A 15,132-nucleotide genomic window follows, 5' to 3' on the forward strand; every position below is an offset into this window, starting at 1 on the left:
CTGGTTCTATTTCGGCTTGGCCGCTTGCCAGCCGGCATCCAACTGTTTTTGCAATTGCACGATCAACTCCGCGTTCTCCGTCAGCCCGGCAACATTAACATTCTCAGCCGGGTCAACCTGATGGTCATACAATTCGGTCGCGACTACCTTGCCTGACTTTTTGTTCTTCCACGCGGTGAAGCGATAGCGGTCGGTCTTCATCGTGTAACCCATGATCTGGCGACGCGGATATTGGCTGAACGCGGCCGTTTTCCAAGCGGCGTCCGGCTGATCTAACAGGGGCGCGGCGCTCGTTCCTTCTAGATGCTGCGGCAACGGCAGTGCGGCCAATTCGCAGAGAGTCGGATAGATGTCGACAAACTCGACCAGCGCCGTCGATTTGGCGCCAGGCGATTTTTGACCTGGGGCGCGTATGATCAGCGGCGCGTTTGCGTCGTCTTCAAAATTCGTATGCTTGCACCAACTGTTGTGCTCGCCCAACTTCCAACCGTGATCTCCCCACAATACGACGATCGTTTCGTCGGTCAGTTTCAACTTGTCGAGTTCGTCTAACAGTTTGCCAACGTTGGCGTCGGTGTAGCTGATGCAGGCATAGTAGCCATGCTTCAACTCGCGAGCTTTTTCGGGTGATAGATCTCCCTGCTTCGGAATCCCATCGTAGACGCGCATCTCACCCCAACTGGTCAGCGAGTAGGGAGTCACATTCTTCGGCGGATAAGGATTGGCGGCTAACTCAATCTTGGCCGGGTCGTACATGTCCCAATACTTTTTGGGCGCGTTGAACGGCAGGTGAGGTTTTACGAAACCGACCGCCAAAAAGAAGGGCTCGTCGCGTTGGCTCAACTCACGCAGCGATTTGACCGCCAAGTCGGCGACGGCTCCATCGGCATAGGCGTTGTCGGCAACATCAGCCATTTCGGTCGCCGGGCCACGAGCGGCGCGACTTAGCTGCACCCCTCTCAGGCCTTTCGCCCTGGCGGCGTTTCGTTTGTCTGTGATCGTTTGCAAGTTCTCGGCCAGCACATAACCAGCGCCTCCTTGCGGCTTGCGAGCCGGTTCGCTCCAGGTCGGCGGATCGTCATAGCCCCCGTGATAGATCTTCCCCATGCTGACGCTATAGTAGCCGTTCTGTTTGAAGTGCTGTCCCAACGTCACGACATCCGGCACATTCTTGCGGAAGTGGGTCACCAGGTCATATACCTTGGTGGAGTCGGGCCGGAGTCCGGTCATCAAACTGGTGCGCGACGGCGAGCAGACCGCTTGCTGACAATAGGCCCGTGTGAAGACGGTCCCAGCGGCAGCCAATCGATCGATGTTTGGACTGTGAATCTGCGAAGCGCCATAGCAGCCAAGTTCGGTCCGTAAGTCATCGACCGCAATGAATAAGACGTTCGGCTGGCGATCAGCGGCGCTCGCTGCGGAGACGAAACAGACTGCGGCGAGCAGCGACACCGCGAAAGTGCAAAAACAAGGCATCAGCAAGTCTCCCGGCGGGTTCAACAAGGCAGCGTGAGCACGCTCTATTCTAGTCGCTACCATGGCGACAGAGAGCTATGGAATTTCGTCTGGGGACAGCGAAACGTAAATCGTCACTACCCAATCGGGGGCCGAACTTTGTAACCTATAGTTGAGCATCCCTCTAACTGCTAACTGCTTGACCAACGAAATGGTGACTGGGCTCATGGACATTTTCCGAAATTGCACTCTCGGGGTCGCTTCCCTTTTTGTCTGCATATTTAGCGCAAACGTGCATGGCCAATGGCCTGCCGACCAGGCCAAGTTGGCCGCTACTGTGGAGCAGTTGCTTCAAGACAACGCCGTTCCCGGAGCGGTCGTGCTCTTGCGGCAAGGGGACCAGCAATGGTTGCAAGCGTTTGGCGTCGCCGATCTGAAAACCGGACAATCGATGCAAACCGATATGGCGTTTCGGATCGGTTCCAACACCAAAACAATGACCGGCGTCGTGATTCTGCAATTGGTGCAGGCAGGCAAGATAAAGCTGGACGACAAAGTCTCGCAGTACTTCCCCGACGTTCCGCAAGGAGACAAAATCACGATCGCCGATCTGCTTAGAATGCGGAGCGGGATTCCCACCTATAGCGAACTGAAGTCGTTCAATCGAATCCTTGACGAACATCCGGAGCAGTCGTTCACGCCGGAAGCGTTGATTCAAATGGGGATCGAGCAAAAGCCGATGTTTCCGCCGGGAACAGAGTTCTTCTATTCCAATACCAACTACGTGATGCTGGGGGTCTTGGTCCAGCGCTTGACCGGAATGACGCTGGAGAAAGCGTACGAGCAGCGAATCTTTGCCCCGTTGAAGATGACGCGAACGCTACTGCCGGCCCGGGAGGATAACCAGATGCCGCCGCCGTTTGCGCATGGTTATTTGTTTGGCACCAATCAAAACTCGGTTTTGACCCCAGAGCAACAGCAGCAAGCCCTGGCCGGCAAGCTCCTTCCCAGCGACGTGACCAATGCGAATCCGTCGTGGAGTTGGGCGGCCGGCGGAGCTATTTCGACGGCGAAAGACTTAGCGACCTATGTCGAAGCGCTGGTCGGCGGACAACTATTTTCGCCTGCGATGCATAAGATACAAATCGAAAGCATTCAGTCCAACGATCCCGACGATCCCGATAGCGCCGGCTATGGTCTAGGCATTGCGAAAATGGGCCCCATGCTCGGACACGACGGCTCGCTGCCGGGCTACCATACCTTTATGGGGCATGACCCGAAAACAGGACTCACAATGATCGTTTTGACCAATCTGCAGGCGACCCCGTCTGGTGGTCAAACGGCCAATATCATCGCCAGAGCGTTGATGACAGAGATGGCGCCGGCGAAGTAACCGTTTGTCGACGGATGGCGCAGGATCTTGTCGCTAAAGCGTCCCCCGGTCTTCGCGACCGGGTCGGCGCAGGCGCCCCAAGATTTCTCCGGACGCGTGAAGAGCGGCCGGCGAGCAATGGCCTATGACTCCCGCGCCGTGCGCAACTTCCACAGCCCAAAGCCGACAACCAAGCAAAGCGTCCCTGCGGCGAACAAGTAGCTGCGGTAGTCGTGCATTACGATTCCGGTGACGCCGAGTCCCAGGAAGGCGAATACCAGAAGGAAGGCAAGTGTTTTCAACATTTGGCGTTCACTTTCGGATCAATCGATTTTTCAACTGCAGGAATCGCTCTAACTATTTCTGGCGCTCTCGCTAGCACCACATTCTATCGCTCTTGAATCGACAGGTCGAATCAGGTATTCACCACAGTGCATCTACGCAGGGGGGAAACTGCGCTAGCTGGGCTGGTTCGATGAAACTATCACTAGAACGCTTTACGCTGACTCGCTTCGCCGCTACCTGTGTGGCTCAGTTGCTAATGGCGACCGTCGTGCACGCCGCTGCGCCGACGCCGGAGCGTGCGGTGATCACCGCGAAGGTATCGGACATCTTCAGCGGTCCCGGCGAAAAATATTACGTCTGCGACTTCTTAGAAGAAGGCGCCGAGATTGAGATCTACGCCGAGGAAGAAAACGGCTGGCTGGCGATTCGCCCGCCGCACGGCAGTTTTAGCTGGATCTTGGCCGACGCGCTGATCGCGACCGACAAACCGAACCTGATGGAAGCTTCGCGCGACGAGGCTCCCTGCTTTATCGGCAGCCGACTCGAAGAGCGCCGCGACGCCGCGCATGTTCGGCTGATGCGAGGCGAAGTCGTCCAAACGCTCGGCAGCGGACAGTCGCTAAACGCTGAGACAGGCCAAGTCGAAAAATGGATCAAGATCGCTCCACCGGCAGGCGAGTTTCGCTGGATCAAAGCCGATACCGTCGGGAAGCTGCCCGAGGTTGCGGCGAGTGCCGCGGCCGGCAGCACCACGCCGGCGCCGCGGATGAACGCATCGGCCGGCGGATGGAGCAAGCGTTCCGATGATTCTCCCTGGAGCATCGATGATCCCGAACCGCTTCCGGTAAAAAACAGCACGACGCAATTTGTCGCCGCTCCGCCGAGCACGCAAATTCCAGTGACGGCGAGTCTTCCGCCTGGTCCGCTGAATCACGCCAAAGCGAGCGCCGTCGCGATGGTCCCCGGTTCGTCCAGCCGGACGATCGCGGCGCCGGCGACGATGCCCGATTTTGGGGGCGACTTTCGCGCCTCGATCCAGTGGCTAGAAGCGGAGTTGACCAAGACGGTCGCATTGCCGATCGACCTTTGGCAGTTTGATACATTAAAAGCAGCAGCGCAGCAGTTGCGGTACACCGGCGCGACTCCGCTCGAACGCGGCGAAGCGCTCGTGATGGTGGAAAAGATCGAAGAGTTCGCTCAACTGCAAACGCGCAAACGCGAAGCGTCGAAGATCGCGGCGACCATCTCCACCGACCAACCGAAAGTGGATGTCGCTTCGGCAAGCATGACGAGCGATGGCGGCGCTGAGGGGGACAAGTCCGATCCGATTGGGACCGGCGTCTATGTCGGCGGCGACGATCACGACCCTCGTTTCGACGGCGAAGGCTGGTTGATGCCGGTCATCAAACGCGCGTCGTCGGCGAAAAACTCGGCCCGCTATACTCCGCCGTTCGCGCTGACCGATGAGGACGGCAACGTGCTGCAGTTTGTCACGCCGTCACCGGGGATCAACTTGCGACGTTACCAGAAACAGAAGGTCGGTCTGTATGGGCAAGTCTCGACATCCAAAGAATTTACGCGGCCCCACCTGACGGCGCATCGCGTCGTTGTCTTAAGCCGTCATGAGAAAGCCGACATCAAGCGATAACGCCGGGGGCCGCTCGAACCGCCCGTTCTAGCCAACCATGCCGATCGTTTCAAACTCGAGACTGCGGAGTCGCTCGGCGACATCATCGGCGGTCTCGGGACGGCGGAGCGGATCTTTCGCCAACATCCTGGCGATCAAAGTCGCCAGCGCCGCCGGAGCATTCGGCAAGAAGCGGCGCAGCGGCGGCGGCGTGTGCGACTTGTGAGCGGCGACGATCTTCGCCAAATCAACGGTATCAAAAAGTCGATGCCCTGATAACAGTTCAAAGGCCATGACGCCCAAGCTATACAGATCACTCGCATCCGAGGCGGCCAGCGTCGACGTGAACAGTTCCGGCGCCATATACCGCGGCGTCCCCTTCTGGTACTGCACCGCGTCGACTTCTTCGATACCGATTTGCGTTGCGAAACCGAGATCGATCAGCGTCACTCTGCCGCTTGCGTCAATGATGACGTTTTCCGGTTTCACATCGCCATGCCGCCAACCGGCGGCATGCAGCGCAGCCAAGCCTTCGGCCACCTGGCGAATAATCCAAATCCGCGCCGCCAACGGACCACGGCGGGGAACCAACTGATGAAGGGTCACGCCGGTCAGATAGGGAAAGACCAAATACGCTTCTTCACTACCGCCGATCTGATGCGCGAGAACCGTCGCCAAGCGGGGCGAAGCGACCTGCTGCGAAACGCGGATTTCGCGCCGCAACATTTCTAAGGCTAACGGATCGGTCGCATATTCGGGTCGTAACGTTTTAATCGCGTAGTCCCACGCGATCCCCTTGCCTCCCAGGGGCTGGGCTCGCGAGACGTCGCAGAACGAACCTCGCGCGACCAGGTTCCCGATGCGCCAATCTCCCACGACCGATTGGCGCGCGGGGGTGCGAAGTTTTCGATGTGCAAGAGTCGGCTGCATGAGCATCTGCGGAAGGGGAAGAAGGTGAAAGACCTTGTATCTAATAGTCGGCCTGCTGGGCCGAATTACACGATGGAGCGTCGGCGAATCGTGTTAGCCTGATGGCGCCGATTTTACCGTTCTAAATTTTATGAACCCAAGCAGGGGAAAAAAACGCGTAGTTGAGTACCTGAATACCTTTCAGTAGACTGGCACATACGTGGAAAACGTCGCAATTTGAAGAAGGATTATGCAGATGAAAATCATGAAGACGTTGATGGTTGCAGTGGTGCTGGCCTCCTTGGCCGCTCCGTTTGTCGGTTGTGCTCCGTCGGAACCCCCGACGACTCCTCCGCCGGCTAACACCACCAACTAGTTATCTATTTCGACTTCCCAGCGGCCCTTCGGGTTCACTGCGGAAATACGAAATCGCGACGCGCGTCCTGTGGGGCGTGCGTTTTTTTATGCGCGTTGCCGAATGATCGGATCATAACGGGGTATTTGGACACATTACTTATCGCTTTGCTGTGCGTCAGTTGCCTCTGCATCGATGTCACCTTAAAATAGCGACTTGTCTACTTTTGATTTCTCCCCTGTCTCCCTCTTCCGCTTTAGGCCAGCCTTATGAAACGTCGTCTCTTTCTAAAGGCGTGCGCCATCGCCGCTTCGGCCGCAGTCGGATGCAGTTCTCAGTCGAACCCCGCGGGCACTTCGGGGGGAGCGGTCAAGAACGAATTTCCCCTGACTAACGGCAAATACACGATTCTCGACCTGCGCTCCGACAGCGGAAATCATGACCGGGCCAAACAAAATGCTGAAGCTGCGATCTCGAAATATCCAAATTTAAACTGCATGGTCGGCCTTTACGCCTACAATCCCCCTACAATTTTGCGGGCCGTCGAAAATGCCGGAAAGCAGAACGACATCAAAATCGTCGGCTTTGACGAGGACATTGAGACGCTGAAAGGGATCGAAGCCGGCAAGATTTTCGGCACCGTTGTGCAACAGCCATTTTTGTTCGGCTTCAAATCGGTCGAATATCTTTCGGCATTGGTTCGGGGTCAAAAGGTCGATGTGCCTGAGAGCGAAATCCTCTATATCCCACATCGGGTGATTCGTCCCGCCGACGCCGCCCAGTTCAAATCCGATATCGAGCAGATGATGGCCGGCGACGGCAAAGCTCCCGCCAGCGCACGGGACGACTACGACACCAGCGAGCCGGTGAGCCTGGCGTTTTTGACCAATACGGTCGATCCGTTTTGGACCCTGGCCGAACGCGGCGTGCAATGCGCCGAGCCGATCTTTAACGCTTCGTGCGACGTCTATCATCCGCCGACCGCCAGCGCCGAAGAGCAAAAGCGTTTTATCGAGCGAAAATTGAATGACGATTGTCAAGGTCTCGCACTGTCGCCGATTGACAAAGAGAATCAGGGGAACCTGATCAATCGCGCCTGCGAAAAGATGAAGGTCATTTGTCACGACAGCGACGCTCCCGATACGAATCGCTTGTTCTATATTGGAACCGGCAACTATCTGGCGGGGCGCGCCGTCGGCAAACTGGTGAAAGAAGCGATCCCCGACGGCGGCGAAGTCGCGATCTTTGTCGGCAAGCTTGAGCAACTGAACGCCCAAGAGCGCAGCCAAGGGGTCATCGACGAACTGCTCGACAAGCCGATCCCCCCGCAATACGCCGCCGGAGCCGAAGCCGCCGCTTCGGCGGCCGAGTCGGCGCCACAGTAAGCACGCCCCGCAACCCCCTGCCCACGTACGAAAGGCGTTCGCGTGCCGCTGCTTGAAGTCTGCCATGTCTCGAAACGTTTTCCCGGCGTCCAGGCGCTCCAAGATGTCAGCCTGTCGATCGCCCCTGGCCAATCGATCGCGGTGATCGGCGAGAACGGCGCCGGCAAAAGCACGTTGATGAAGATCTTGGCCGGGATTCAAACCCCCGACGAAGGCGAAATCCGCATCGATGGTCGCGCGGTGGAGATTCGCACCGTCCGCGACGCCGAGAAACAAGGAATCGCGCTGATTCACCAAGAGTTGAATCTGTGCGACAACCTAGATGTCGCGGCGAATATTTTTCTGGGCAAAGAACCGCGGAGCTGCGGCTTTTTGCGCCGTCGCGAAATGGATCGCCGCGCTGCGGAAGTCTTGCAACAAGTAGGGCTCGATATCCAGCCGACAACCTCTTTGGCGTCGCTCTCGATCGGGCGACGACAATTGGTCGAGATCGCCAAGGCGCTAGCGTCCGACGCTCAGGTGCTGATCATGGACGAACCGACTTCTAGTCTCTCGACCGGCGAAGTCGAAAATCTCTTTCGCGTGATCCACACGCTGCGGCAGCGCGGCGTCAGTATCGTCTATATCTCGCACCGCTTAAGCGAAATTCATCATGTCGCCGACCGCGTCGTAGCGCTGCGTGATGGGAGAAACTCAGGCGAGCTGGAACGGGACGAGATCACGCATGAACAAATGGTTCGCCTAATGGTGGGCCGCGATCTGGATCAATTTTTCCCGCATGTGCCGCACTCCGCTGGCGAAGTCGTGCTATCGGCCCAGGGAGTTCGCGTCCGTGGGAAGGCCGCTTTTCCGCTTGATCTAGAGCTAAAAGCCGGCGAGATCGTCGGTCTGGCGGGTCTGGTTGGCGCCGGCCGAACGGAACTGCTGGAAACGCTGTTTGGCGTTCGCCGCAGCGCCGGAGGATCGGTCGAAGTCGCCGGCAAGCGGATTCGCTTGCGAAGTCCCCGCGACGCGATCGCCGCTGGACTGTTCCTCATTCCCGAAGACCGAAAACAAGACGGCTTGGTGATTGAGATGACGGTCGGCGAGAACATCACGTTGCCAGGTTTGATGCGGGCCTCCACCGCCGGCATCTTGCCTACTCGCTGGGAGAAATCGACCGCCGACGCAATGATCCAAAAGTTGCGGATCAAGACGCCGGGCCCGGGGCAAATTATTCAGTTCCTCTCAGGGGGCAACCAACAAAAAGCGGTGATCGCCAAATGGTTAGCAATGGGCCCCCAGGTGCTGCTGCTCGACGAACCGACGCGCGGCATTGATATTGGCGCGAAGCACGAGATTTATGAGATGATGGAGACGCTCGCGCATCAAGGAGTCGCGATTCTCTTCGCTTCCAGTGAAATGGAAGAAGTGATCGGCATGTCCGACCGGACGTTGGTCATGCACGAAGGACGGATCGCCGGCCAACTCGAGCGCGGGCAACTGAGCGAACAGGCGATCATGCGACTAGCGACCGGCGCAGCGAGCGCAGCGACAACATAGCGAACCATCAGGCGACACAAGGGCTGCTGAATGAATAAAAGTTGGGGAATGCTATTCTTGCTGGTGCTGATCTGCGTCGTCACGGCGATCTTTCGCCCACGATTTGTGGAACCAGGGAATCTGGCGAACATCATCCGCTGGACGTCGCTTTACGGCGTCATGGGAATCGGCGTCGCGTTTGTCATCATTACAGGGGGAATCGATCTTTCGATCGGATCGATGCTAGCGCTAGTTGGCAGCTTGTTCGGCGTGCTGATGGCGCAGTACAACCTTCCGCCTGCGGCGGCCATCATGATGGTATTGGTAATGTCGACGCTGCTTGGTCTGGTTTACGGTTTGCTCATCACGAAGTTAAAACTGCAACCATTTGTCGTCACGCTTTGCGGTCTGCTGATCTTGCGCGGTCTAGCCCGCGCAACGGCCGGCGGCAGTTCGGTTGGCGGCTTTCAGCGTCTCAGCTATCTGATCAACTACGAATGGGGAAGTATTCCCGTTCCTTTTCTACCTTGGATTAACGAAGGCTATTGGAGCTTCCATAAATGGCTCCCCAGTCGCGGCGATCAACCGGGACACTTCGCACTGAATGACGCCGGAGAACGAATCTCGCTTGATTGGTACGACTGGGTCCCGCTTCACCCGCCAATCCTTTATTTGGCGGCGATCGCGATCATCGCGGCGATCTTTTTGAACTGGACCGTGTTCGGACGCCATCTGAAAGCGCTCGGCAAAAACGAACAGGCCGCACGTTATAGCGGCGTGCGAACCGACACGATGGTGATCATCAGCTATATGATCTGCACCGCGATGGCCGGCGTCGCCGGAGTCTTGTTCTCGATCGACATCGGCAGCGTCATGCCGAGCACCTTTGGCAATTTTTACGAACTGTATGCGATCGCTGCGGCGGTGCTAGGAGGCTGCAGCTTACGCGGCGGCGAAGGTTCGATCATCGGCGTCGTCATCGGCACCGCAATTTTGCGGGTACTACAAAACTCGATCGAGATGTGGTCGATCCAAGAGCTGGAGTTCGCCGTGGTCGGCGGCGTTATCTTGATCGGCGTCATCGCCGACGAAATCGCGCGGAGAATCATCGCCCAACGTCGCGCCAGCCAAGAAGCGGCGCTGCTAGAAAAACAGAACGCGTCCCCATCGTAGGATAGGAACGCGCTTCACGGTTGATTCCTGTCGTGAATGTGGGCAGCAAATTTGCAAGCAGCGCGCCGCCAAACGTTCATTTCACGCACAATCATTGCCACGCAAGGCCGTGGCAATGGCGCCCGCAAATCGGAAAAACGGCGTGAAAGCGGACTCTTAACCTGGCGCAAATCTCGGGCCGAACGGTATTGGACCTGCCCCCGTTTTCTGTTTCGCTGCTTCTGCTGCCGCTTATTCTTTCGCCGGCGGAAAGAGCTGCTGCTTTAAGAACGTGAACGCCATCGCGGTCATGAAGGCCGATTGGCGATTGTTGGCGGCGCCGCCGTGTCCGCCTTCGATGTTCTCATAGTAGAGAACATCTTTGCCCCATGCTTCCATTTTGGCGAACATCTTCCGCGCGTGACCAGGATGGACGCGATCGTCGCGTGTGGACGTGGTGAAGAAGACCGTTGGATAGTCGACACTTTCTTTTACATTGTGATAGGGCGAATAGGTTCGGATGAACTCCCATTCTTCCGGCACGTCAGGGTTTCCATATTCGGCCATCCAAGAGGCCCCCGCCAACAGATGGCTGTACCGTTTCATGTCGAGCAGCGGAACCTGACAGACGGCCGCTTTAAACAGCTGTGGATAAAGAGCGACCATGTTGCCGACCAACAGTCCGCCGTTGGAGCCCCCCTGAATCCCCAGATGCTGGGTCGAAGTCACTCGGCGATCGATCAGGTCTTGTCCGACCGCGGCGAAATCTTCGTACGCTTTTAGCCGGTTTTGCTTGAGCGCCGCTTGGTGCCAACGAGGCCCATATTCGCCGCCGCCGCGGATGTTGGCGACGACATAGACGCCTCCTTGCGTCGACCAGGCGCGGCCGACGGTGGCGCGATAGCCGGGTTGCAGCGAGACTTCAAATCCGCCGTAGCCATACAACAGCGTCGGGTTGGCGCCGTCGTACTTCATCTCGTCGCGATAGAGCATGAAGTACGGAATCTTCGTGCCATCTTTGCTCGTGGCAAAGTGCTGCGTCACTTTTAAACCGGTCGTGTCAAAAAACTCCGGCATCGACTTTAACTCTTCCGGCTCTTTGCCGACTTCGCCCATATAAAGCGTGGTCGGCGTCAAATAGTCAGTCGAAGTCATGAAGTATTCGTTCGACTCATCGGCATCGACCGGCGAAACGCTGACCGTCCCTAACGTCGGAGCGCCGACCAGCGGCGTCTTTGTCCAACTCCCGTCGGCTTCCGCTTGCATGACAAACAGTTTGCTCGCGACGTCCTCTAGCACGTTCAGCAACAAAAAGTCTTTCGTAAAGTTGTAACCTGCCAATGCGCTGCGTTCATTCGGCTCAAACAGCACCGTAAACTCACGCTTGCCGGCCATGAAGTCGTCAAAGTTGGCGACGATCAATGAACCAGCGGCGTAAGTTTTTTCGCCGACCGTCCACGCATCGCGCAGTTCCAACGTCAGATAGTCGCGATGAACTCCTTTGCCGGCCGAGTTCGGCGCTTCGATCAGAGCGAGCGAGCCATCCTCTTTCAACAGGTAAACCTCGTTGTTGTAAAACGCGATCGCGCGACGGACGAAGTTTCGCTCGTAGCCCGGCGTATTGTCATGCGACGCACTGATCGACAAATCGGTTATCGCTCCCTCGTAGACGACCTGGGCCTCTTCCAGCTTCGTGCCGCGCGTCCAGAGTTTGGCGATTCTTGGATAGCCGGAACTGGTCAGCGAACCCGGCCCGAAGTCGGTCGAGATAAAGACATGATCGATGTCGATCCAGCTCATCCCTCCCTTCGCTTCCGAGCGATTGAAACCATCGGTCACAAACTGCCGCGTCGTCAGATCATATTCACGCGTGACATCGGCGTCGGCGCCGCCGCGCGACATGCTGAGCAAACAGCGCGTGTAATCAGGACGCAGCAGTTGAGCGCCGCTCCAAACCCAGTTCTCGTTCTCGGCTTTGGCGAGTTCGTCCAGGTCGAGCAGGATCTCCCATTGCGGCTCCGCTTTCTTGTATTCGTCGAGGGTCGTGCGTCGCCAGATTCCTCGTTCGTTCTTTTCGTCGCGCCAAAAGTTGTAGTAGTACTCGCCCCGTTTGCGGACAAACGCAATTCGCTCGTTGGAATCAAAAATGGCCAGCAGATCGTCACGCAGCTTCTCGAAGCTGGGATCGCGCTCCAGTTGCGCCTGCGACAGTGCGTTTCGCGCTCGCACCCAATCGAGCGATTTTTCGCCTTCGACATCTTCTAGCCACGCGTAGGGATCCGTTTCGCTGCTCACGCTTTCCGCCTTCTTATTTTCTTCGCCGCTCACCACAGCCAGGGGAGCCGTTACCAAAATCAACCAAGTACACGCGGCGCTAGCCGCAATTCGCAACATCATATCGAGAAATCCCTGTTTCGACTGCGAAGGTCGCTAATGGAGTGACCCTAAAGATCGTCCAGAACGGACGACAACCCACAATCTTAGCCCACACGGCAAGGTCGGGTCCTCTGCAAATCGGCGGAAACCACGCTGAGAACTTTGATTTTTCGGAGATCGCGATCCCGCGCTGCAGAAAATCACGCGAGCAGAGAAGAAAACGTCCTACCACAAATGAGCTAACAGCATCAAGTTAGCCGATTCCGCGGCAAGCGAGACGCTTGGAGCATCCGCCAAAAATTGTCGCTTGACGAAGCGCACGAGACTGGCGTCGAATACGCAACAACGGAGCAACCTCTGCGCGCGCTGGTCAGCCCAAAAGCCGACAAACCGCCGCTCCTCTACGCGCCTCCTGCAGCCCCAAGAGCAAAGCGTCTTTACGGTGGGCAGTCCGGCCCGACGGACAAAACCGTTAGACAGGCCGCCAATCCACACGAACGAAAATCGAGAAAGATGATGGCAAAAAAAATTCAGCAGTCCGGTCCGCCCTATCGGAACAATGTCAAAGGTCGAAACCAGCATGTCGAATAACGCAACCGCCGAGCAAAAAAAAAGCGAACAGTCCGGTCCAGTCCGGTCCAGTCCAGTGAATCACTTCAGCAGATAATTTGGCCCGGACGGAAGGGAGGGTTAGCGGCGCGGCATGCGCATTCGCTTGTTCAGATAGTCAGCGAACATTCCGGCCATATCCTCGCGGGTATCGACCAACACATGATCGCAGCCGTTGCGTAGCGCGATTTCCTCGAGCTGCGCATTGAAGGCGCCGACCGCTTCGAGATAGGCGGCTCGCAGATCCTCTGGCTGGGCCAGGTATTGCTCGGCGACTTCTAGACCGACAAACCGGACCATGCCGTCCATGTCGAAATAAAGTTCGTCATGGTGCATCACTTGAAAAAGGACCACTTCGTGCTTGCTGAACCGCAGACGCTGGATCGCCGCTTCCACCGATTCCAAATCACCAAAGAAATCGCTGAAGATCATCACGATCTCGCGGCGCTGCATCCGTTCGGCCAGTTCGCTTAGACACTGGGCCAAGTTGGTTTTTTCGATCGCATCGACTTCATCCAAGTGCTGCGTCATGCGCACCACTTGATGCATCGAGTTGCTCGCGCGAATGTGCCCGCGGATGTGGGTATCGAACGTCGCCAGCGAGACTTTGTCGCTTTGACGTACGATGCTATGTCCTAAGACGGTCGCCATGCGCGACGCATACAGCAGCTTTTGTTCGTCCCCTTCGCCGTAGCGCATCGACGAACTGATATCGAGCAGCAGATGGCACGTAAAGTTCGTCTCCATCTCGTACTGTTTGATGAAGTACTTGTCGCGCGTGAAATAGATGCGCCAGTCGATATGCTTAGGATCATCGCCGGGGACATACTCGCGATGCCCGGCGAATTCGACGGCGAAACCGGATGCAGGCGAACGGTGCGCGCCGGCAAGGTTTCCCATCACCAGCCCGCGCGGTTCAATGCCGCGGCCGGCGACGCGGCTCAGAACTTCCGGATCAAGGTAACGTGCTAAAACGCTGCTGGACATCACTAGGCTTTCGGCAAATTACGCGGCGGGACGTTCGTACTTTTTGTCGGCGGGGATCGCATCTAACAGCATGCCGATCAAATCTTCGCTCGACAGATTGTTCGCTTGGGCTGCATAATTGCCGGCGATGCGATGTCGCAGCGCCGGCTTGGCGACCGCTTGCACATCGGCGACGCTCGCATGGTAACGTCCGTACAAAATGGCGCGAGCTTTCGCGCAAGTGACCAGGGTGAGCAGACCACGCGGACCGGCGCCCCAAGCGACCCATTTGTTGACAAAGTCAGGCGCTTCCGGCTGGCCAGTGCGCGTCGCGCGAATCAGCGCCCATGCGTAACCGAGGACTTGATCGCTGACCGGCACGCGCCGAACCAGGTTTTGGAACTCTTGGATCTCAGCGCCGCTGACGCACGGTTCGATTTTTCCCATTTGGTTGGTGGTCACGCGACGCGCGATATCCCATTCTTCGGCGCCGCTTGGATAGTCGACTTTGATATGCAACAGGAAGCGGTCCAACTGGGCTTCAGGCAGCGGATAGGTCCCTTCCTGTTCCAGCGGGTTTTGCGTCGCCAACACGAAGAACGGATCAGGCAGCTTATGAACCGAACCGCCCGCGCTGACTTGCCGCTCTTGCATTGCTTCGAGCATCGCCGCTTGCGTCTTGGGAGGCGTCCGATTGATTTCGTCCGCCAACAGCAAATTGGCGAACAGCGGTCCCGGCAAAAATTTGTAGCCGCGCTGACGCGTTTCGGGATCTTCCTGAATCACTTCGGTGCCTGTCACGTCGCTGGGCATCAAGTCCGGCGTAAATTGAATCCGCTTGAACGTCAGATGCAGCGCGTCCGAGAGCGAGCTGATCAACAACGTCTTGGCCAGACCCGGCACGCCTTCCAACAGCGCGTGGCCGCGAGCGAACATCGCTACAAGGACTTGTTCGACGACGTCGTTTTGCCCGACGATCACCTTGGCCAGTTCATCACGAATCCGTCCATACGCTTGTTCGCACCGCTGCACCGCGGCGACGTCGTCTTGCGAAATCGGTTCGCTGCTCATCGAAAGCTCCTCAAATTTTGGGCGTGGAAATCGCCGTTGGAGATGTATT

12 protein-coding genes are annotated in these 15,132 nt (G+C 57.3%); 6 read left to right on the forward strand and 6 right to left on the reverse strand.

Going from position 1 to position 15,132, the window contains the following annotated elements; genetic code table 11:
• Positions 1 to 6: 6 nt before the first annotated feature.
• Complete coding sequence (locus DSM3645_RS22015) at positions 7 to 1,476, reverse strand: sulfatase (RefSeq protein ID WP_050769483.1); 1,470 nt, start codon at positions 1,474 to 1,476, stop codon at positions 7 to 9.
• Positions 1,477 to 1,747: 271 nt separating this feature from the next.
• Here DSM3645_RS22015 and DSM3645_RS22020 point away from each other — a divergent pair, with 271 nt between their 5' ends.
• A complete protein-coding gene (locus DSM3645_RS22020) occupies positions 1,748 to 2,848 on the forward strand; it encodes a serine hydrolase domain-containing protein (protein ID WP_002654799.1) in 1,101 nt (366 codons plus the stop codon).
• A 122-nt stretch (positions 2,849 to 2,970) separates the two neighbouring features.
• Here DSM3645_RS22020 and DSM3645_RS30540 read toward each other — a convergent pair whose 3' ends face one another.
• Positions 2,971 to 3,132, reverse strand: a complete 162-nt coding sequence (locus DSM3645_RS30540) for a hypothetical protein (protein WP_002654800.1) — start codon at positions 3,130 to 3,132, stop codon at positions 2,971 to 2,973.
• 170 nt (positions 3,133 to 3,302) lie between these two features.
• Here DSM3645_RS30540 and DSM3645_RS22025 point away from each other — a divergent pair, with 170 nt between their 5' ends.
• Complete coding sequence (locus tag DSM3645_RS22025) at positions 3,303 to 4,760, forward strand: hypothetical protein (RefSeq protein ID WP_040352921.1); 1,458 nt, start codon at positions 3,303 to 3,305, stop codon at positions 4,758 to 4,760.
• Positions 4,761 to 4,787: 27 nt separating this feature from the next.
• On the opposite strand, the gene DSM3645_RS22030 is transcribed toward DSM3645_RS22025, so the two are convergent.
• On the reverse strand, positions 4,788 to 5,669 hold the full coding sequence (locus tag DSM3645_RS22030) for a serine/threonine-protein kinase (protein ID WP_161603400.1): 882 nt from the start codon (positions 5,667 to 5,669) through the stop codon (positions 4,788 to 4,790).
• A 603-nt stretch (positions 5,670 to 6,272) separates the two neighbouring features.
• Here DSM3645_RS22030 and DSM3645_RS22035 point away from each other — a divergent pair.
• Genes DSM3645_RS22035 through DSM3645_RS22045 form a run of 3 tightly spaced genes read left to right on the forward strand, consistent with a single transcriptional unit; the run spans position 6,273 to position 10,082 of the window.
• The gene (locus tag DSM3645_RS22035; RefSeq protein WP_002654804.1) at positions 6,273 to 7,388 is read left to right on the forward strand and encodes a substrate-binding domain-containing protein; all 1,116 of its coding nucleotides are present in this window, start codon (positions 6,273 to 6,275) and stop codon (positions 7,386 to 7,388) included.
• Positions 7,389 to 7,430: 42 nt separating this feature from the next.
• Positions 7,431 to 8,930, forward strand: a complete 1,500-nt coding sequence (locus DSM3645_RS22040) for a sugar ABC transporter ATP-binding protein (protein WP_002654805.1) — start codon at positions 7,431 to 7,433, stop codon at positions 8,928 to 8,930.
• A 30-nt stretch (positions 8,931 to 8,960) separates the two neighbouring features.
• Positions 8,961 to 10,082, forward strand: coding sequence for an ABC transporter permease (locus DSM3645_RS22045; RefSeq protein WP_081444969.1), 1,122 nt, complete (start codon positions 8,961 to 8,963; stop codon positions 10,080 to 10,082).
• A 231-nt stretch (positions 10,083 to 10,313) separates the two neighbouring features.
• On the opposite strand, the gene DSM3645_RS22050 is transcribed toward DSM3645_RS22045, so the two are convergent.
• On the reverse strand, positions 10,314 to 12,458 hold the full coding sequence (locus DSM3645_RS22050) for a prolyl oligopeptidase family serine peptidase (RefSeq protein ID WP_002654807.1): 2,145 nt from the start codon (positions 12,456 to 12,458) through the stop codon (positions 10,314 to 10,316).
• A gap of 279 nt (positions 12,459 to 12,737) precedes the next feature.
• Here DSM3645_RS22050 and DSM3645_RS22055 point away from each other — a divergent pair, with 279 nt between their 5' ends.
• The gene (locus DSM3645_RS22055; protein WP_002654808.1) at positions 12,738 to 13,028 is read left to right on the forward strand and encodes a hypothetical protein; all 291 of its coding nucleotides are present in this window, start codon (positions 12,738 to 12,740) and stop codon (positions 13,026 to 13,028) included.
• Positions 13,029 to 13,127: 99 nt separating this feature from the next.
• Here DSM3645_RS22055 and DSM3645_RS22060 read toward each other — a convergent pair whose 3' ends face one another.
• A complete protein-coding gene (locus DSM3645_RS22060) occupies positions 13,128 to 14,033 on the reverse strand; it encodes a DUF58 domain-containing protein (protein WP_002654809.1) in 906 nt (301 codons plus the stop codon).
• An 18-nt stretch (positions 14,034 to 14,051) separates the two neighbouring features.
• Positions 14,052 to 15,083, reverse strand: a complete 1,032-nt coding sequence (locus DSM3645_RS22065; protein WP_002654810.1) for an AAA family ATPase — start codon at positions 15,081 to 15,083, stop codon at positions 14,052 to 14,054.
• Positions 15,084 to 15,132: the final 49 nt, after the last annotated feature.

Origin of the sequence: Blastopirellula marina DSM 3645 (assembly GCF_000153105.1) — a bacterium.
Lineage (GTDB): Bacteria > Planctomycetota > Planctomycetia > Pirellulales > Pirellulaceae > Blastopirellula > Blastopirellula marina.